We start from the raw sequence: 19918 nt of genomic DNA, 5'->3' as shown, positions 1-19918 counted from the left end.
GGGGGGCTTCGGTGTGGGGTCCGTCAATTTTAAGCCAGGCCCCGTGCAGGCGACGCTACACTGCGCCACGCCCACTGCCAGGACCGCCCATGCCCGCACTTTCCGACCTGCTGGCCTTTGCGCTGGTTTCGCTGGCCATGGTGCTCACGCCCGGGCCGAACATGATCTACGTCATCTCGCGCTCGATCTGCCAAGGGCCGCTCGCCGGGCTGATCTCGCTGGGCGGGGTGGCGCTGGGCTTCGTGTTCTACATGCTGTGCGCGGCACTGGGCATCACCGCCCTGCTGATGACCGTGCCGTTCGCCTATGAGGCGCTGCGCATCGGTGGCGCGCTGTACCTGCTGTACCTGGCGTGGCAGGCACTGAAGCCCGGCGGCCGTTCGCCGTTCGCGGTGCGCGAGCTGCCGCAGGACAGCCCGCGCAGACTGTTCACGATGGGCTTGCTGACCAATCTGCTGAACCCGAAAGTGGCGGTGATGTACCTGTCGCTGCTGCCGCAGTTCCTGCATCCGGACAGCGAAGGCAGTGTGCTGATGCAGTCGATCGTGCTGGGCTGCACCCAGATCCTGGTCAGCGTCAGCGTGAACGGCCTGATCGCGCTGGCCGCCGGCAGCATCGCCGGCTTCCTGGCCGCGCGCCCCACCTGGCAGAGCGTGCAGCGCTGGCTGATGGGTACGGTGCTGGCCGGGCTGGCGGTGCGCATGGCGGTGGAAGGACGGCGCTAGCGCTTTGTAGAGTCGAGCCATGCTCGACTTTCTTGCGAACAGCAGTCGAGCACGGCTCGACTCTACAAAAGCCAGGCGCGCAACAAAAAACCCCGGCATTGGCCGGGGTCTTTCGTTGCAACAGGCCTGACCGGTTCGATCAGAAGTTCATGTCGAAGGCGACTTCGCCCTGCACGCCGACCTGGTAGGCCGAGACGCGGCGTTCGAAGAAGTTGGTCAGTTCCTGCACGTCCTGCAGTTCCATGAACGGCAGCGGGTTGCGCACGTTGTACTTCTTTTCCATGCCCAGCTTGGCGAAGTGCTGATCGGCACAGTGCTGCAGGTACTGGCGCATGTCACGGGTCGAGATGCCGGCCACGCCGCCGGACAGCACGTCCTCGGCGAACTGCACTTCGCATTCGATGGCTTCGGCCAACATGTCGTAGACCTGCTGCTTCATCTCGTCGTCGAACAGGTCCGGCTCTTCCTCACGCACCACGCGCACCGATTCGAAGGCGAACTCCATGTGCGCGCTTTCGTCGCGGAACACCCAGTTGGTGCCCGAGGCCAGGCCCGGCAGCAGGCCGCGCGAACGGAAGTAGTACACGTAGGCGAACGCAGCGAAGAAGAACAGGCCTTCGATGCAGGCGGCGAAGCAGATCTGGTTGAGCAGGAACTGGCGACGCTGTTCGCGGGTCTCGATGCGGGTCAGGTCCTGGATCGAGTCGATCCACTTGAAGCAGAAATCGGCCTTCTTCTTGATCGAGTCGATGTTCTCCACCGCCGAGAACGCCTTGGCGCGCTCTTCCGGATCCGGCAGGTAGTTGTCGAGCAGGGTCAGGTAGAACTGCACGTGCAGCGCTTCTTCATAAAGCTGGCGCGACAGGTACATGCGCGCTTCCGGCGCATTGAGGTGCTGGTACAGGTTCAGCACCAGGTTGTTGGACACGATCGAATCGCCGGTGGCGAAGAACGCGACCAGGCGATGGATCAGGTGGCGCTCACCCGGCGACATCTTGCTGTGCAGGTCGGTGATGTCGATCTGGAAGTTGATCTCTTCCACCGTCCAGGTGTTCTTGATCGCATTCCGGTACATGTCATAGAACTGCGGGTAGCGCATCGGGCGCAGGGTCAGTTCAAAACCGGGATCGAGCAGCATCTGCTTGGGCTTGTCGGCCATGGGTGTTTCCTTGAATTCCTGGGTGAGCCACCGGGCATGGCCCGGTGCTACCGTGGGTGATGATCGTTGGCCGGGGTTGCCGGCCAGCGGCCGGCACTACCGCGCGGCGGTGCCGCTGTTACTGGCAGGCCTCGCAGGCTTCCGGGTTTTCCAGCGAGCAGGCGATGGCTTCGTCCGGGCTGAACACCTTGGCCGGTGCGGCGGCACTCACCGTGGTCTTGGCGATCTTGGTGGCCGGGCGCGAACGCAGGTAGTAGGTGGTCTTGATGCCCTGCTTCCAGGCGTACATGTACATGGAGGACATCGCGCCGATGTTCGGGCTTTCCATGAACAGGTTGAGCGAGGCCGACTGGTCGATGAAGGCGCCACGCTCGGCGGCCATGTCGATCAGCGAACGCATCGGCAGTTCCCACGCGGTGCGGTAGACCTCGCGCAGCGCTTCCGGGATCTGCGGCAGACCGGCGATGGAACCCTCGGCCAGCTTGATGGCATCGCGCATTTCCGGCGTCCACAGGCCCAGCTTCTTCAGCTCGTTGACCAGGTAGCGGTTGACCTGCAGGAAGTCACCGGACAGGGTCTCGCGCTTGAACAGGTTGGACACCTGCGGCTCGACGCACTCGTAGCAACCGGCGATCGAGGCGATGGTCGCGGTCGGCGCGATCGCGATCATCAGCGAGTTGCGCAGGCCGTGTTCCTTGATGCGCTCACGCAGGGCATCCCAGCGCGCAGTGTCTTCCGGCACCACGTTCCAGGCGTCGAACTGCAGTTCGCCGCTGGCGGCACGGGTGTCGTTGAACGACGGGTGCTTGCCGCGTTCCTGGGCCAGCTCGCAGGAGGTTTCCAGCGCGTGGAAGTAGATCGCTTCGGCGATCTTCTTCGACAGCGCGCGGGCTTCGGCGCTGTCGAACGGCAGGCGCTTGCGGAAGAACACATCCTGCAGGCCCATGCAGCCCAGGCCGACCGGACGCCAGCGCAGGTTGGCGCGGCGGGCGGTTTCGATCGGGTAGAAGTTCAGGTCGATGACGCGGTCGAGCTGGCGCACGGCCAGGCGCACGGTCTCGGCCAGCTTCTCGAAGTCGAACTCGTTGTGCTCGTCGAAGTGGTTGCCCAGGTTGATCGAACCCAGGTTGCACACTGCGGTTTCATCGTTGGAAGTGACTTCCAGGATTTCGGTGCACAGGTTGGACAGGTGGATCACGTTGCCCGGACGCAGGGTCTGGTTGCTGGCGCGGTTGCACTTGTCCTTGAAGGTCATCCAGCCGTTGCCGGTCTCGGCCAGCGTACGCATCATGCGGGCGTACAGCTTGCGCGCGGAGATGGTGCGGTTGGCCTTGCCCTGGGCTTCGGCCTGCAGGTAGGCAGCCTCGAAGGCTTCGCCAAACAGGTCGGTGAACTCCGGCACGACGCGCGGATCGAACAGCGACCATTCCTGGTCGGCCTCGACGCGCTTCATGAACAGGTCCGGCACCCAGTTGGCCAGGTTCAGGTTGTGCGCACGGCGGGCTTCGTCACCGGTGTTGTCACGCAGTTCGAGGAAGTCCTCGATGTCGGCGTGCCAGGTTTCCAGGTACACGCAGGCTGCGCCCTTGCGCTTGCCGCCCTGGTTCACCGCGGCCACGGACGAATCCATGGTCTTCAGCCACGGCACGATGCCGTTGGAGTGGCCGTTGGTCGACTTGATCAGCGAGCCACGCGAACGCACGCGGGTGTAGCTGACGCCGATGCCGCCGGAGAACTTCGACAGCTGGGCGATGTCGCCGTACTTGGCATAGATCGACTCCAGCGAGTCCTGCGGCGAGTCCAGCAGGAAGCACGAGGACAGCTGCTCGTGGGTGGTGCCGGAGTTGAACAGGGTCGGGCTGGACGGCAGGTAGTCCAGGTTGCCCATGCGCTTGTACAGCGCCAGGGTCTCGGACACGTCCTCGCTCAGCGCGCTGGCGATGCGCAGGAAGAACTGCTGCGGGGTCTCGATCACCTTGCGGGTGTGCGGATGGCGCAGCAGGTAACGGTCGTACAGGGTACGCAGGCCGAAGTAATCGAAGTTCAGGTCCAGCGCGCCGTCGATGGCGTCGTTGAGCTTGCGTGCATTGGTCTGCACGAAGTTCAGCAGGCGGTCGTTGATCAGGCCGACTTCATGGCCGCGGCTGACCGACTGCGAGAAGGCGTAGATTTCCTGGCCCGAGACTTCCTTGGCGATGTAGTTGGCCAGCAGGCGCGCAGCGAGGCGGCCGTACTCGGGCTCTTCACCGATCAGCAGGGCGGCGGTGCGGATGGACAGTTCGTCCAGCTCGCGGGTGGTGGCGCCGTTGTACAGGCCGGAAATGGTGCGGGTGGCCACGCGCATCGGGTCAACGGCGTGCAGGCCTTCGGAGGAACGCTGCACCGCGCGCACGATCTTGTTCAGGTCCACCAGCTCGGTGGTCCCGTTGCGCTTGGTCACACTCATCGCGTTGGCCGTCGGCGGCGACGTCAACAGGAATTCGCTTTCCTTCTCGATGGTGGCGCTGGATTCGGTGCTCACGGCGTATGTCCTCTTGGCGTGATTGGGGGTGCTCGATGCATCGGGGTGACGCAGCCCGGGACATGACGGCCCAGGATGGCAGGACGGCGTCGCAGGGGATGAGACCCTGCGCCTGCCACTGCCGTTGACGATCGCGGGAGGTATTGCTGCCAGCCCCCAGACCTGGGGTTGCTGCGACCGACGGCCACAAGATAGTGGGGGTAGTGGGGTCCGTCAACGCCAAATGTAGTGAAATTCGGCAATCCCTTGCGCCGCAAGGATCGTGCCATCGGCGCCCTGATCAGACGCTTCAGACCTGCCGGAACGGGCTGCGCAGTCAAGCCCGAAAGGCGTCATTGCGGTGGTACAACGCGCTGCGGAAACGGAACAATGACAGCTTCACATGACAGTGATGAAACTGGCTAGGGACAACCCTGTGGATAGGTGGTGGGCATCCGGTGGACGTCGGGATCACCCGCCGGGCAGCGACGCAAGGCCGCATGTGTCGGCCGGGCCGGAGGAGTGGCCGCAGGGAAACGCCGTTGCGCCCACCCGATAGCCGCGCCGTGCTGTTGTAGAGCCGAGCCCACGCTCGGCTGCTTTTGAATGATGTGCCGAAAAGCAGCCGAGCGTGGGCCCGGCTCTACAAACGGCACTACCCTCACGCCCGGTGCGGGGTGCCCAGGTACTCAGCGCTCTGCATCTCGATCAGGCGCGAGGCGGTGCGCTCGAACGCGCCCTGCAGGCGCTGGCCGGTGTACAGCTCGACCGGCGAGGTGCTGGCGGTGCAGACCAGATTGACGTGGCGGTCGTACAGCTCGTCGATCAGGTTGACGAAGCGGCGCGCGGCATCTTCGTTCAGGCGATCGAAGGCCGGAATGCCGCCCAGCAGCACCGTGTTGAACTCGTGCGCGATCTCGATGTAGTCCGAGGGCCCGCGCGGGCCCTCGCACAGCGCGGCGAAATCGAACCAGGCGATGCTCTTGCCGCGGCCGCGGACCGGAATCTTGCGGCCCTCGATCTCGATGTTGCCGGGCCTGGCCGGTTGGCCGCCGCTCAGTTCGCTCCAGCGCGTGGCCAGCCAGTCGTCGCTGTCTGCGGCCAACGGTGCGCGGTACACCGGCGAGCGGGTCAGCGCGCGCATCCGGTAGTCCTCGGTGCCTTCGGCGTACAGCTCCACGCAGAAGCGCTGCAACAGGCCGATGGCCGGCAGGAAGCTCTCGCGCTGCAGGCCGTTGAGGTACAGGTTCTCCACTGCGGTGTTGGAGGTGGTGACCAGGGTCACGCCCTCGGCGAACAGGCGCTCCAGCAGCCGCGCCAGCAGCATCGCATCACCGATGTCGGTGACGAAGAACTCGTCCAGCACCAGCACGCGCAGGTTGCTGCGCCACTCCTGGGCGATCTTCGCCAGCGGGTCGCTCTGCCCCTGGTGCTCGCGCAGACGCTCGTGGACGCTGCGCATGAAGCGATGGAAATGCGTGCGGTACTTCTGCTTGATCGGCAGCCCGTCGTAGAACAGGTCGACCAGGAAGGTCTTGCCGCGGCCGACGCCGCCCCAGAAGTACAGGCCCTTGACCGGCTCGGGCTTCTTCCAGAACGAGGACAGGCGGTCCAGCCAGCCGTCCTCAGCACTGTCCAGCAGGCCCAGGTGGATGCGGTCCAGCTCGGCCAGCGCTGCATGCTGGGCCGGGTCGTCCTGCCAGTCACCACGGGCGACCCCTTCCGCGTACCGCTGCGACGGGGTCAACTCGGTTGCACTCATGCCGCCGCGCCCAGCCAATGCTTCACGCCGTGGGTCAGCGCGCCGCGCAGGTCGATCAGCTTGCGGTGGAAGAAGTGGCTGGTCTCGGGCATGCGCACCAGCTCATGCGGGAACTCCAGCGTGTCCAGCCACTGGTAGACAGCCTGCGGGTCGACGATCTCGTCCTGCTCGCCCTGGATCACCAGCCACCGCGCCGGCGGTACGATGCCATCGAAGTCCCAGCGGCCGGCCGGTGGCGCGATCGAGATCAGCGCCTCCGGCTGCAGCGCGGCAGCCGCCTTCAGCGACACGAACGAACCGAAGCTGAAACCGGCCAGCCACAGCCGGTCGTGCGGGCGCTGGCTGCGCACCCAGGCGGCGACCGCCTTCAGGTCATCCTGCTCGCCCACGCCGCCATCGAAGGTGCCGGCCGAAGCGCCGACGCTGCGGAAGTTGAAGCGCACCGTGGCGATGCCCAGCTCGCGCAGGGTGGTGGCGGTCATGGTGACCACCTTGTTGTGCAGGGTGCCGCCTTCGGTGGACAGCGGATGGCAGACAATGGCCACGATCGGCTGCACCGGCACATCGGCCTTGGGCAGGTCGACGACCACTTCCAGCGGGCCGGCCGGGCCATCCAGTTGGAGACAGGCGGTTTCGCCGGGGGTGACGGGGAACGAGGGCTTGTGCATGGCACCATGATACCGTCCCCCGCCCCTGCCCTGTGCCCGCCCCATGCTCTACCTGTCTTTGGCCGTGATCTGCAGCGTGCTGGTCTCGGTGTTGTTGAAGGTGGCCGGACGCCGCCAACTGGATGTTGCGCAGATGGTCACCTGGAACTATCTGGTGGCGGCAACGCTCACCGCGGTGGTGCTGCAGCCGCCGCTGGATGCGCTGCGCGCGCCGCATGCGCCGTGGCTGTCATTGCTGGCGCTGGCGGTGGTGCTGCCCTCGATCTTCCTGGTGCTGGGCCGCGCAGTGGCGGTGGCCGGCATCGTGCGCAGCGATGTGGCGCAGCGCCTGTCGCTACTGCTGTCACTGGCTGCCGCCTTCCTGTTCTTCGGCCAGAGCGCGACGCCGTGGAAGCTGGTCGGCCTGGCGCTGGGCCTGGTCGCCATGGTGGCGATCAGCCTGCGCCCGCGCGGCCCGGCGGTGGCGTCCTCGCCCGGCGGCTGGGGCTGGCTGCTGGGCGTATGGGGTGGGTTTGCGGTGGTGGACGTGCTGCTCAAGCAGGTGGCGCTGTCGGGCACGCCGTCGATGGCGGCGGTGCTGGCCAGCTTCAGCGTGGCCTTCGTGCTGATGCTGGCCCTGCAGCTGTGGCGGCATGTCAGTGGCCGCAGCCAGCTGGCCTGGCGCAACCTCGGCGCGGGTGCGCTGCTGGGCCTGCTCAATGGCAGCAACATCCTGTTCTATGTGCATGCGCACCAGTCGATGCCGGACAACCCGGCCACCGTGTTCGCCGGCATGAACATCGGCGTGGTGGTGCTGGGTGCACTGGTGGGCGTGTTCGCCTTCGGCGAGGCCACCACGAAGTGGAACCGTGCCGGTTTGGCGCTGGCGGTGCTGGCGATCGGCTTGATCGCCTGGGGGTGAGCATGTGCATCGGGGTCAGATCCCATTCCGTGGGAATGGGATCCGACCCCTGACGCGACCATTGCCCCGGGGTCGGATCCCATTCCCACGGAATGGGCTCCGACCCCGGCGTTGAGGGTTATTTGTCGAAACCCAGCAGCAGCGGGTCGTGGTCGGAGCTGCGCCACGGGCCCTGCACGTTGCGGCCCTGGTAACCGCTGGCGTCCTGCTCGTCGGCGTTGCTGTGCCATTCGGCGGCGCCGCGCAGGCGCCTGGCCATGCCCGGGCTCAGCAGCGCGTGGTCGAGGCGGCCGGTGTAGCCGTTGTAGACGTAGCTGTAGGGATGCTCGGCCTTGGCGACCTTGAACGCGTCCTGCCAGCCCAGGTCGTGCAGGGTGCGGATCGGATCTTCCATCGCGTAGGCATTGAAATCGCCGAGCAGTACCGCGTCCTTTGTACCGGTACCGGTCGGATCCGTCTGCAGCCAGGCATGCAGCTGCTGCGCCGAGGCCACGCGGGTGGCGTTCCAGCAGCCCTGGTTGTCGTTGCGATCGGCGTCGGCGCCGCTTGCGTCGCGGCAGCCCTTCGACTTGAAGTGATTGGCCACCACAACGAACGGCGCGCCCTGCTTGCCCTGGAAGGCCTGCGCCAGTGGCACGCGGCTGTGCTCGACGAACGGGCCGCCGGTCAACGTGGCCGGCGTGCCGACCGGCTGCAGGCGTGAGCTGCGGTAGATGATGCCGACCCGGATCGGGTTGTCGCCGGGGCCGTTGCCGGCATCGACGAAGCGCCAGTCGCCCTGCGCACCGCGGTCACGGTTGAGCGCATCGACCAGTTCGGCGATGGCCGACTGCGGGCCGTAGCCGTCGTTCTCCAGCTCCATCAGCGCGGCGACGTCGGCGCCCAGCGCGTTGACCGTGGCGACCAGCTTGGCCACCTGCGCCTTGTGCTCGTCCAGCGTGCGGGCGCCGCGCAGGGTCGGGAAGCCGCCGCCCTGGCCGTCACCGTTGAAGAAGTTCTCCAGGTTGAAGGCCGCCACGTGCAGGCTGCCCGGCACCGTCGGCACCGCCGGGCGCTTCAGTTCCGGCAGTTTCAGCACACCTTCGACCTGCAGGCGCGGATGGCCCTGCGCGTCCATGCGCACGATGCCCTGCACGTCGCGCAGCTGCATGCCGGTGCGCAGCACCGGGCTGCCCGGCAGGTACGCCACGCTGGCGGGGTCTCGGGCATCACTGCCATCTTCCAGCACCAGGCGGCGGCGCTGGTTGTCGGCCATCACCTGCTCGTAGCCGGCGGTGCCCGGCGCGGCCACTTCGGTCGGCTGCCAGAGGCGACCATCGAAGGCTACGGTGAGCTGGCCGAAGCGCTCCAGGCCGTCGGTACCGGCCAGGGTCAGCGGTGCGGCGATGCGCACCCGCTGGCCATCCAGCGCGCGCCAGTCGGCCGGCGCGGCGGTCAGCACCACGGTGGCGCTGCTGCGCGCGGCGGCGGGCGCCGCGACCGGCGCGACCTGCGGCTGGGCCTGGGCAAAGGCGCTGGCCGGCAGCAGCAGGGACAGGGCAAGGGCGAGGGAACGGCGGCGCATCGACGGGCGATTCCTTGGAAGAGGGCGCACAGACTAACCCTGAAATGCGAAACGCCGCCTGCGCAGCGGGGGCATATGAGCGATCAGGCCTCGGTGGGCAAAGCTTGGTAGGTGGTAGAGCCGAGCCCACGCTCGGCTGCGCCTGGCCACACCGTGCGCAGAGCAGCCGAGCGTGGGCTCGGCTCTACAGGAAGCGGCGCGTTGCGGCGGTTACTTCAGGTTGCCCAGCATCCAGTCCACGGTGGCGTGGATCTGCTCCTCGGTCAGGGCCGGGTTGCCGCCCTTGGGCGGCATGATGCCGCCGTCGGGGCCGGTATAGCCCTCGATGGCGTGCTTGTAGAGCGTGTCCTTGCCCTGCGCGATGCGCTTGTCCCAGTGCGAATGGTCCAGCGTCGGTGCCATGCCCACGCCGGTGGTGTGGCAGGCGGTGCACAGGTTGTCGAAGATCACCTTGCCATCCTTGGTGCCGCCGTAGGCCACCTGCGACGCGGCCTTGGCCAGCGCGGCGGCCTTGGCGGCAGCCTGCGCGGCGGCGCCGGTGCTGCCGGCATAGACTGCACCGGTCGGCGAGATGCGCTGTTCGGTGCGTTTGGCCGCGGTCGGCGACACCTCGGGCGGAATCCGGGTGTGGATGTAGGCAGCAAGGAGGATGAGGCCGAGGGTGATGGTCGCCAGCAGCGCGATCACCATGGAGAAGCGTTTCAGGAACTCCAGATCGTAATTCCGCACTCTTCGTTACCCCTGGCTGATAGTCGTTGGACCACGGCTGAGCGACTGCGTGATGGGCCGAGTATAGAACGCACTTTGCGTGCGACAACAGGCGTCACTGCTGATGCGGCGCAGCATGCCGGGGGCTGGGGTCAGGTCCCTTTTGCGCCGCAAAAGGGATCTGACCCCAGCAACAGAAGCCAGCCAGCGACCGGCGCTACCGGATTGCCGGGGCGCCGATCGCGCGCAGGCAGAAGCTGCAGATCGCATCCACCAGCGCGTCTTCGTCGCGGTGCGCTGCGCGGCTGGGTGCGGTCGGGCCGACCATCGCTTCGGTGAAGGCACCCACCAGGCAGGCGGCGGCCACATGCGCGTCCTGCGCAGGCAGCTCACCGGCCGCCACGCCCTCCTCCACCAGCCGCAGGAACACGTCGCCGAAGGCGCGACGACCGCGCATGCGCTCGGCTTCCACATCCGGGTCGACCGGTTCGACGATGAAGGCGTGCGCGAGCCCCGGCCCGGCCAGGGCACGGCGGACGAAGGCAGTGATCGCCAGCCGCAGCCGCTCGCTGGCCGCCTCCGGGCCACTGGCGATCCGCTCCATGATCGCGACCTCGTGGGCCACGGCGGCATTGAGGACTTCCACGAACAGCTCTGCCTTGGACGGGAAATGCCGGTAGATCAGGCCGGTGGACACCCCCGCCTGGGTTGCCACCGCAGTCACCGGGGCATTGCGCCAGCCGCCAGTGGCGACCAGCGCGCGGGTGGCCAGCAGGATCCGTTCTCGGGCGCCCGCCAGGCGTTCTTCCATCAATGCAGAGCGTTTATAAGCCATGTTCTGATTCTAGTTTCAATTTTTGAATTCGTATTCACTTCTTACCCGAACCCCGCTACGCTGGGGCCATCGCCCGTGTGGGTGGCGGTCCTGCAGACCGCCCCCCACTCCCCCGCCGGGTGCGTCCATTCCTGCCATCCCGCCGTGGAGCCACCACAATGCACGTGCCATCCCTGAACTTCGATCTTGGCGAAGACATCGACCTGCTGCGCCAGAGCGTGGCCCATTTTGCCGCCGCCGAGGTCGCTCCGCTGGCCGCCGAGGCCGATGCCAGCAACCAGTTCCCGCTGGCGCTGTGGCCGAAGCTGGGCGAACAGGGGCTGCTGGGCCTCACCGTGGAAGAAGCATACGGCGGCACCGGCATGGGTTACCTGGCCCACGTGGTGGCGATGGAAGAGATCTCGCGCGCGTCCGGCGGCATCGGCCTGTCCTATGGCGCGCATTCCAATCTGTGCGTGAACCAGCTGCGCAAGAACGGCAACGAGGAACAGAAGCAGCGCTTCCTGCCCGACCTGTGCAGCGGCGCCAAGGTGGGCGCGCTGGCGATGAGCGAACCGGGCGCCGGTTCGGACGTGGTGTCGATGAAGCTGCGTGCGGACAAGCGCGGCGACCGCTACGTGCTCAACGGCAACAAGATGTGGATCACCAACGGCCCGGACGCCGACGTGCTGGTGGTCTACGCCAAGACCGACATGGACGCCGGTGCCAAGGGCATCACCGCGTTCCTGGTCGAGAAGGGCATGAAGGGCTTCTCCACCGCGCAGAAGCTGGACAAGCTGGGCATGCGTTCTTCGCCCACCTGCGAGCTGGTGTTCCAGGATTGCGAGATTCCTGAAGAGAACGTGCTGGGCCAGGTTGGCGGTGGCGTGCGCGTGCTGATGTCCGGCCTGGACTACGAGCGCGTGGTGCTGTCCGGTGGCCCGCTGGGCCTGATGGCTGCGGCGATGGACGTGGTGATGCCGTACGTGCACGAGCGCCACCAGTTCGGCGAGCCGATCGGCAGCTTCCAGCTGATCCAGGCCAAGATCGCCGACATGTACGTGGGCCTGGGTGCCTGCCGCGCGTATGTCTATGCCGTGGCACGTGCCTGCGACCAGGGCCGCACCACCCGCCAGGACGCCGCCGGTGCCATCCTGTACGCCGCCGAGAAGGCCACCTGGCTGACCGGCCAGGCGATCCAGATCCTGGGCGGCAACGGCTACATCAACGAATACCCGACCGGCCGCTTGTGGCGCGATGCCAAGCTGTATGAGATCGGCGCCGGCACGTCCGAGATCCGCCGCATGCTGATCGGCCGCGAACTGTTCCAGCGCACCCTGTAAGGCCACTGCGATGACCGTATTGAGCACCCAGCTGCAACCGGGCAGCGAAACGTTTGAAAGCAACCGCGCGGCCATGCAGGCCGTGGTCGACGACCTGCATGCCACCCTCGCCCGCACCGCGCTGGGTGGCAGCGAAGCCGCACGCGCCAAGCACACCGCGCGCGGCAAGCTGCTGGTGCGTGACCGCATCGACGCGCTGCTCGACCCCGGCAGCGCCTTCCTGGAAATCGCGCCGCTGGCCGCGCACGGCATGTACGAAGACGCCGTGCCGGCCGCTGGCGTAGTGGCCGGCATCGGCCGCGTCAGTGGCGTGGAATGCGTGATCGTGGCCAACGATGCCACGGTCAAGGGCGGCACCTACTACCCGATGACGGTGAAGAAGCACCTGCGCGCGCAGGAGATCGCCGAGCAGAACCACCTGCCGTGCATCTACCTGGTCGATTCCGGTGGTGCGTTCCTGCCACTGCAGGACGAAGTCTTTCCCGACCGTGACCATTTCGGCCGCATCTTCTACAACCAGGCCAACCTGTCGGCGCAGGGCATTCCGCAGATCGCCTGCGTGATGGGCAGCTGCACCGCTGGTGGTGCCTATGTGCCAGCGATGAGCGACGAGACGGTGATCGTGCGCGAGCAGGGCACGATCTTCCTCGGCGGCCCGCCGCTGGTGAAGGCGGCCACCGGCGAAGTGGTGACGGCCGAGGAACTCGGCGGCGCCGATGTGCACACGCGCATCTCCGGCGTGGCTGACCACATGGCCGACAACGATCTGCAGGCGCTGGCACGGGTGCGCGCGATCATCGCCCAGCTCAACTGGCGCAAGCCGGAACCGGCGATGGCGGTGCAGGCGTCCGAGGAACCGCTGCTGCCGGCACACGAACTGTACGGGGTGATCCCGGCCGATACGCGCAAGCCCTACGACGTACGCGAAGTGATCGCGCGGCTGGTCGATGGCTCACGCTTCGACGAATTCAAGCCGCGCTACGGCGCAACGCTGGTCACCGGCTTCGCCCATCTGAACGGCTACCCGATCGGCATCATCGCCAACAACGGCATCCTGTTCTCCGAGTCGGCGCTGAAGGGTGCGCACTTCATCGAGCTATGCACCCAGCGCAACATCCCGCTGGTGTTCCTGCAGAACATCACCGGTTTCATGGTCGGTCGAAAGTACGAACAGGGTGGTATCGCCAAGGACGGGGCCAAGCTGGTGATGGCAGTGGCCTGCGCCAAGGTACCCAAGTTCACCGTGGTGATCGGTGGCTCGTTCGGTGCCGGCAACTACGGCATGTGCGGCCGTGCATACTCGCCGAACTTCCTGTGGATGTGGCCGAACGCGCGCATCGGCGTGATGGGTGGCGAACAGGCCGCCAGCGTGCTGGCCACGGTCAAGCGCGATGGCATCGAGGCCAAGGGCGGCCAGTGGCCGGCAGCGGAGGAAGACGCGTTCAAGGCGCCGATCCGCGACCAGTTCGAGCAGCAGGGCCACCCGTACTACGCCAGCGCGCGCCTGTGGGACGACGGCGTGATCGATCCGGCCGACACCCGCCGGGTACTGGCCCTGGCGCTGTCGGCCAGCCTCAACGCCGCCCCGCAGCAGACGCGCTTCGGCGTGTTCCGCATGTAACCCGTGCCATGACCGAGCACGCTCCCATGAAGCCCGTTGCCATGTTCACCAAAGTCCTGATCGCCAACCGCGGGGAAATCGCCTGCCGCGTCATCGCCACCTGCCGCCGCCTCGGCATCGCCACCGTGGCGGTATATTCCGATGCCGACCGCAACGCACGCCACGTACGCCTGGCCGACGAGGCCATCCACATCGGCCCGGCCGCCGCGCGTGAGAGCTACCTGCGCGGCGACGCCCTGCTCGACGCCGCACGCCTGACCGGCGCGCAGGCGATCCACCCCGGTTACGGCTTCCTGTCCGAGAATGCCGACTTCGCCGATGCCTGCGCCGCCGCCGGCGTCACCTTCATCGGGCCGCCGGCCAGCGCGATCCGCGCGATGGGTGACAAGAGCGCGGCCAAGGCGTTGATGGCCAAGGCCGGTGTGCCACTGACGCCGGGCTACCACGGCGACCAGCAGGAGCCGACGTTCCTGCGCGCGCAGGCCGATGCCATCGGCTACCCGGTACTGATCAAGGCCAGCGCCGGTGGCGGTGGCAAGGGCATGCGCATGGTCGAACGCAGCGAGGACTTCGTCGATGCACTGGCCAGCTGCCAGCGCGAGGCCGCCTCGGCATTCGGCAACGACCATGTGCTGGTCGAGAAGTACGTCGAGCGCCCGCGCCATATCGAGATCCAGGTGTTCGGCGACAGCCACGGTGAGGCGGTCTACCTGTTCGAGCGCGATTGCTCGGTGCAGCGCCGCCACCAGAAGGTGCTGGAAGAAGCGCCCGCCCCGGGCATGAGCCCCGAACGTCGTGCTGCGATGGGCAAGGCCGCGGTCGATGCCGCGCGCGCGGTGGGCTACGTCGGTGCCGGCACGGTGGAATTCATCGCCGGCCCGGACGGCGATTTCTACTTCATGGAGATGAACACCCGCCTGCAGGTCGAGCACCCGGTGACCGAGTACATCACCGGCACCGACCTGGTGGAGTGGCAGCTGCGCGTAGCCTCGGGCCAGCCGCTGCCGCTGCGCCAGGAGCAGCTGGCGATCCACGGCCACGCCATCGAGGCGCGGCTGTATGCCGAAGACGCCGACCGTGGTTTCCTGCCGTCCACCGGCCTCCTGCGCCGCCTGCGCCTGCCGGCGCCGTCGACTCATGTGCGCGTGGATACCGGTGTCGAGGAAGGCGACAGCATCACGCCGTACTACGATCCCATGATTGCCAAGCTGATCGTCTGGGACGTGGACCGCGACGCCGCGCTGCGCCGCATGAGCCAGGCCCTGGCCGACTGCCAGGTGGTGGGCGTGACCACCAATGCCGGTTTCCTGCGCCGCCTGGTGAACACCGATTCGTTTACCCATGCCAAGCTGGATACCGCGCTGATCGAGCGCGAGCAGGCCGCATTGGGCCGGGTGGGTGACAGCGATGATGCGCTGTGGCTGCTAGCGGCGGTGGCCGCCGTGGCCACTACTGCAGGTGCAGCCAGCGATGCGCGCGACCCGCATTCGCCGTGGCAGGCGCAGGACGGCTGGCGCCTTGGCGCGCCCGCGCCGCGCGTGCTGCCGCTGCAGCAGGGCGAATGCCGGCACTCGCTGAAGGTGTGGGCGCAGGCCGATGGCTGGCGCGTGCAGTGCGATGACGCGGCACCCGTGCAGGTGATCGGCACCGCCGATGTGCGGGGGCTGGCGGTGCAGCTGGGTGGGCGCCGCTGGACACTGCAGCTGCTGCGCGACGGTGACCAGCTGTACCTGTTCGGCACCGACGGCCAGCACCGTTTCACCCTGCATGATCCGGTGAGCGAATCGGACCACGCCGTGGCCGATGCCGGCAGCCTGCTGGCACCGATGCCCGGGAAGATCGTGGCCACGCTGGTCGCCGCCGGTACCGAGGTCAAGCGCGGCACGCCGCTGGTGGTGCTGGAAGCGATGAAGATGGAGCACACCCTGCAGGCGCCGGCCGACGGCACGGTGAAGGGCTACCGCGCCAAGGCCGGTGACCAGGTCAACGACGGCGCGGTGCTGGTGGACTTCGAAGCGGCGTGAACGCCGGGGCGACGGTCGCTCAGCGGTCGTCGCCCGCCGTCACCCGACCAGCGGGATCGAATTCTGCCGTGTCCAGTGTGGCACTGCGCCAGCCCAGGCCGCAGATGGCCATCGCGCTCTGGCCGATGCCATCGAAGCCGAAGGCACGATCGACATCGGCATCGTTGATGGCTGCGGTGACGAAGGCGGCCAGGCCGCGCTCGGTCGCGCACAGGTACAGCAGCTGCGAGATGTGGCCGACGTCCAGCGTCACCGCACGATGCGCCTTGGCGTGGTTGCGGTACTTCCAGAAGCAGCGGTCATAGCGCGGCGCCAGCACCAGCAGCGCCGGCGCATCGGCGAACCACGCCTGCCCGGACAGCATCCGCCGCGCCAGCGCCGGCAGTGCCTGCGGCGGTGGCGAGGGCAGCGGCAGCACGGCGTGCTGCACCGGGTGGTAGTGGTACAGGCCCGGTGCCAGTCCTTCCACGTTCTGCACCAGCAGGAAGCCTTCGGTGGGATGCAGGCCGCCACCGGAAGGCACGTTCTTCTTCAGGAACTCGGTATCGCGCTCGACCTTCTGCACCGCGTGCGCCATCAGCGTGCGCTGCAGCACCTGGGCCAGCAACGGCAGCGGCAGCGCGCGCTGCGGGTCGAAATTGCGGCAGGTGGTGCGGCGCGCCAGCAGTGCGTCGAACGCGGCCTCTTCGCTGCGCGGCAGCGGCTGGTAGTCGCCCTGCATGGGCTGCACCACCGGCGGCGGCGGCCCGAGGCGCTGGCGCAGGCCGGCAGCGGTGTCCAACCCCTGCCGGCGCATGTCCTCCACGCTGTCCACGGCCTGCCAGCGTGCATGGCGATGGGCCAGTGCAGCCAGCGGCCACCACTGGCTGCGCCGCAGCGCCTCGTCGCGCAGCTGGTGCCCCACCTCGCTCGGCGGGTCGGTCAGCAGCAGGCCCTGCTCGACCAGGCGGGCCAGCATCGCCGGGGAAGCATCGGCGGGCGGTTCGCTCCAGCGGTGCGCGCTGAGCTCGCCCAGCAGCTGGCGCTCCTCGGCGTCCACCGGCAGTGGCTGGTCCAGATGCGCGGCCAGCGCCACCCAGCTGATCTGGCTGTCCATCTCGGCGTGGCCGGCCAGCATCGCGCGCAGGTCCAGGGTGACCGCCTCGCGGGGCTCGAACATCAGGCTGGCGCAGCGGCGCAGGCGCATCGGTTTCCTTCCTTCTGCCGCACAACCGGCATAGCAGCAACGACCGCGGCGCGGCCAACTTTAGCGATGTGCACAGCGCGGCCCTCAATGGCAGGCTGTCGCGGCCGATACGAGAAACTCCACTTACGGACGATCCCCATGAGCACCCATCCCCGCCTTTCCGCCGCAGACGCCAGCCTCCTGCTTGACCACCTGATCGGCAATGACGACTTCCGCAGCCACTTCACCGCGTCGCCAGCCAAGGCGCTGGCCTCGATCGGGCTGGACGGTGCCGTTGGCGAGAACGACTGCATGAAGATCGGCACCCTGGCCTCGGTCGAGGAGCTGAGCCAAGTGCGTGACGGGCTGCAGGCCCACCTGTCCGGGTCGGTGGCGGCCATGACCGTGGTGTTCTGCTTCGAAGCCGGCAAGGTCGGCGAGCGCATCGACGGCTGACCCGCCATCAGGGCGCGCCGGCCGTGGCCGGCGTAGCCCACGTGGAGACGTCATACACGTTCAGCGGTTGCCACACCTGCAGGGCGGTGACCTCGGCAATGGCCTGGCCGCGATGCTGGGCCAGCCAGGCCTGCTGGCGGCGCACGGCGGCTTCATCGCCCTGCGCACGCAGCGCGAGCAGCAGCACGACGCGCGCCTGCACCGGCTCGCTGCCATCCAGCATCGGCTCGATCAGGGCGCGGGCAGCCTCGGGGCGCTGCATCTGCAGCTCATCCATGGCGCTGACGATGCGTAGCCAGCGGTCCGCGACCGGACTGCGCAGGCTGCGCAGCAGGGGCCGCTGCTCGTCCAGCCAACGCCTGGCCAGTTCGAACTGGCCCTGCCGCTGCGCCAGGTGGACCAGTGCCAGCCACTGCAGGCCACGGGCATGCAGCATGGGATCATCACGCTCCTGCAGCGTCGGCTGCAGCAGCGCCGCAATGGCCTGCAGCCCGGCACGGTCAGCGCTCGGGCACAGCGCCGCCACGCTGGCGTGCTGCAGGCGCTGCTGCACCTGAAGATCGATCAGCGTCGGCGCCGCTGCATCTTCGCGTATCGCCTGCTGCATGGCCGCGCAATCGCGCTGCGCGGCCGCCAGCAACAACTGCGCACGCAGCTTCATCCGCTGCTGCAGGGCATCGCTGGCATGGATCTGCGGTAACAGCTTCGCTGCCTTGGCGTACTGCCCCTGGGCCACCAGCACATCCACACCGGTCTCATCGGCGTCATCACGGCCGCGCAGGACCTGCGCCTGGGCCAGCGTTTCGGCAGCGAGCTGCGGTTGGTTGGCAGCGATCTGTATCCGCACCAGGTGGACCAGCGGATACAGCCGCAGCGGATCCTGCGGTACTGCGGCCGCACGCGCATAGGGTTCCGCCTCGCTGAACTGGTTGGCCTGCAGCAGGTACCAGGAGGTGTTGGACAGCCCCGCGAACGAATCCGGATAGACCTTGGCCAGCGTGCGCCATTGCTCCAGCGCCCAGCCACCCGGCTCCAGCTCGGCCATCCAGGCCTTCAGGTACAGCCGCTCGCGTGGCGGCAGCCGATCCTGCAGGTCCAGCGCATGCTGCATGGCTTCGCGTGCACGCCGCCCTTCCTCGACGCGCGCATGCAGTTTGGCCACGCCCATGTAGGCCAGTGCGAAACCGGGATCGATATCGATCGCCGCCTGGTACAGGTTGCGCGCCTCCTCGAAGCGCCGCTGGCCCAGTGCACTTTCTGCCAGTGCGAATGCACGCAGTGCGCGCAGGTCCTGGGTCGATGCCCGCGGCAGCGGCAACGACTGTTCCAGGCTCGCCACCGATTCGCCCAGTCCGCGACGCAGGCGCCCGACCACGTCGTCCACCGCGAACACCATCTGGTCGGATCGATCCACGGTGGCGGTGAACGTCTGGATCACCTGGCCGCTGCCGGGTGCGGCGACATCGATGGCCAGCTCGTAGCCACCGACCTTCTGCCGCACCGTCGGCAGCAGCACGGCGCGCGCGCCTTCCCGCACCGCCACGTTGGCTGCGGTATCGCGGCTGAGCCGGGTATCGCCCGAGAGCCGCGCCATTTCCAGGCTTTCGCGGATCTTGCCCTCCGACAGCACGTTCACGTAGCGCGACTGCTCCAGCGCGATCCGGATCGCGTGCCGCATCGAGTCGTCGAAGATCGGGTCGCCGGTGAGATTGTCGACATCACCGAGCACCACCCAGTCGCGCTCGGCGAACGCGATCGCCGGTTCCGGCCGCAGCAGCAGCCAGCCGCCCAGCACCGCCACCGCCAGCACCAGGCCTTCGGCGGCCAGCACCAGCGGCTGCCGCCACAACGGCAGGTCGCGGCGGGCCTTGGCATTGGCACGCGGCATGCGCAGCGGTGCGGAGCCGATCTCGCCCACTTCGATCACTTCCTGTACCACCGGCACGCCCTTGAAGCGCCAGCGCCCGTGCGACTTCCACAACAGGCGCGTGCCGCGCTCGCCCAACGCATCGGTGGCACGGCGGGTCAGCGATTCGGCTACCGCCGACAACAGGATCTGGCCGGGCCGCGCCAGCATCATCAGGCGCGCCGCCATCGGCTTGGCCAAGCCTTCCACTTCCATCGACTTGGCGCCGGCGCGGACCGCCTCTGCACTGTTTTCCCAGGTCAGCACGTCACCCACATGCAGGCCGGCACGCGCGCGCAGTTCAATCGCACGCTGCTGGCCCAGCGCATGCAGTTCGCGCTGGTAGTCCAGGGCGAAGCCCAGGGCATCGGTGGCGCGCTCGAACAGCATGAACAGGCCGTCCGAACGATCGATCAGCTGGCCATTCCAGCGGTGCTGCAGCACCAGCACCAGGCGGTCGTGTTCCTGGAACAGGCTCGCCGCCGCCACGTCGCCGATCCGCTCGACCAGCTGCAGCGAATCACACAGATCAGTGAACAGCAGGGCGCGTAGCTGTGGGCTATGCGGGGCTGACGTTCCGTTGTCGCCATTCATCGCCTGCA

15 protein-coding genes are annotated in these 19918 nt (G+C 67.6%); 6 read left to right on the top strand and 9 right to left on the bottom strand.

Going from position 1 to position 19918, the window contains the following annotated elements:
* Positions 1-89: 89 nt before the first annotated feature.
* Entirely contained in the window at positions 90-725 is a 636-nt protein-coding gene (locus ACM0PY_RS14190; protein WP_111201774.1) for a LysE family translocator, read from the top strand.
* Between the two features lie 139 nt (positions 726-864).
* Here ACM0PY_RS14190 and ACM0PY_RS14185 read toward each other — a convergent pair whose 3' ends face one another.
* The 4 genes from ACM0PY_RS14185 to ACM0PY_RS14170 all read right to left on the bottom strand — a co-directional run bounded on the left by ACM0PY_RS14185 (position 865) and on the right by ACM0PY_RS14170 (position 6814).
* Positions 865-1884, bottom strand: coding sequence for a ribonucleotide-diphosphate reductase subunit beta (locus ACM0PY_RS14185; protein WP_005420683.1), 1020 nt, complete (start codon positions 1882-1884; stop codon positions 865-867).
* 118 nt (positions 1885-2002) lie between these two features.
* The gene (locus tag ACM0PY_RS14180) at positions 2003-4405 is read right to left on the bottom strand and encodes a ribonucleoside-diphosphate reductase subunit alpha (RefSeq protein WP_111201773.1); all 2403 of its coding nucleotides are present in this window, start codon (positions 4403-4405) and stop codon (positions 2003-2005) included.
* Between the two features lie 640 nt (positions 4406-5045).
* A complete protein-coding gene (gene zapE, locus ACM0PY_RS14175; RefSeq protein WP_065178408.1) occupies positions 5046-6146 on the bottom strand; it encodes a cell division protein ZapE in 1101 nt (366 codons plus the stop codon).
* Positions 6143-6814, bottom strand: a complete 672-nt coding sequence (locus ACM0PY_RS14170; protein ID WP_180884841.1) for an alpha/beta hydrolase — start codon at positions 6812-6814, stop codon at positions 6143-6145. The genes zapE and ACM0PY_RS14170 overlap by 4 nt, the downstream gene beginning before the upstream one ends.
* A gap of 43 nt (positions 6815-6857) precedes the next feature.
* Between ACM0PY_RS14170 and ACM0PY_RS14165 the strand changes: the two genes are divergently transcribed.
* Positions 6858-7715 carry an EamA family transporter gene (locus ACM0PY_RS14165; RefSeq protein ID WP_180884843.1) on the top strand — a complete coding sequence of 286 codons (858 nt, stop codon included), beginning with the start codon at positions 6858-6860 and terminating at the stop codon, positions 7713-7715.
* 118 nt (positions 7716-7833) lie between these two features.
* Here ACM0PY_RS14165 and ACM0PY_RS14160 read toward each other — a convergent pair whose 3' ends face one another.
* From ACM0PY_RS14160 to ACM0PY_RS14150, 3 genes are all read right to left on the bottom strand, one after another.
* Positions 7834-9279 (bottom strand): ExeM/NucH family extracellular endonuclease, encoded by a 1446-nt coding sequence (locus tag ACM0PY_RS14160; protein WP_180884845.1) that lies wholly within the window; start codon positions 9277-9279, stop codon positions 7834-7836.
* A 210-nt stretch (positions 9280-9489) separates the two neighbouring features.
* Positions 9490-10008, bottom strand: coding sequence for a c-type cytochrome (locus ACM0PY_RS14155; RefSeq protein ID WP_005407662.1), 519 nt, complete (start codon positions 10006-10008; stop codon positions 9490-9492).
* Positions 10009-10204: 196 nt separating this feature from the next.
* Complete coding sequence (locus tag ACM0PY_RS14150; RefSeq protein ID WP_180884847.1) at positions 10205-10822, bottom strand: TetR/AcrR family transcriptional regulator; 618 nt, start codon at positions 10820-10822, stop codon at positions 10205-10207.
* 158 nt (positions 10823-10980) lie between these two features.
* On the opposite strand from ACM0PY_RS14150, the gene ACM0PY_RS14145 reads away from it, so the two are divergent.
* Genes ACM0PY_RS14145 through ACM0PY_RS14135 form a run of 3 tightly spaced genes read left to right on the top strand, consistent with a single transcriptional unit; the run spans position 10981 to position 15789 of the window.
* Entirely contained in the window at positions 10981-12144 is a 1164-nt protein-coding gene (locus ACM0PY_RS14145; RefSeq protein WP_005420715.1) for an isovaleryl-CoA dehydrogenase, read from the top strand.
* Between the two features lie 10 nt (positions 12145-12154).
* Entirely contained in the window at positions 12155-13765 is a 1611-nt protein-coding gene (locus tag ACM0PY_RS14140) for a carboxyl transferase domain-containing protein (RefSeq protein ID WP_134969390.1), read from the top strand.
* Between the two features lie 8 nt (positions 13766-13773).
* Entirely contained in the window at positions 13774-15789 is a 2016-nt protein-coding gene (locus ACM0PY_RS14135) for an acetyl-CoA carboxylase biotin carboxylase subunit (protein ID WP_414609435.1), read from the top strand.
* A 19-nt stretch (positions 15790-15808) separates the two neighbouring features.
* On the opposite strand, the gene ACM0PY_RS14130 is transcribed toward ACM0PY_RS14135, so the two are convergent.
* Positions 15809-16975 (bottom strand): putative peptide maturation dehydrogenase, encoded by a 1167-nt coding sequence (locus ACM0PY_RS14130; protein ID WP_005420721.1) that lies wholly within the window; start codon positions 16973-16975, stop codon positions 15809-15811.
* Positions 16976-17113: 138 nt separating this feature from the next.
* Between ACM0PY_RS14130 and ACM0PY_RS14125 the strand changes: the two genes are divergently transcribed.
* A complete protein-coding gene (locus tag ACM0PY_RS14125) occupies positions 17114-17410 on the top strand; it encodes an NHLP-related RiPP peptide (protein WP_005420725.1) in 297 nt (98 codons plus the stop codon).
* Between the two features lie 7 nt (positions 17411-17417).
* Here ACM0PY_RS14125 and ACM0PY_RS14120 read toward each other — a convergent pair whose 3' ends face one another.
* Positions 17418-19910, bottom strand: coding sequence for a putative peptide modification system cyclase (locus tag ACM0PY_RS14120; RefSeq protein ID WP_235646825.1), 2493 nt, complete (start codon positions 19908-19910; stop codon positions 17418-17420).
* Positions 19911-19918 lie beyond the last annotated feature (8 nt).

Source organism: Stenotrophomonas sp. BR163 (assembly GCF_047520985.2).
Lineage (GTDB): Bacteria > Pseudomonadota > Gammaproteobacteria > Xanthomonadales > Xanthomonadaceae > Stenotrophomonas > Stenotrophomonas sepilia.
This window is presented reverse-complemented; position numbering and strand designations above follow the sequence as displayed.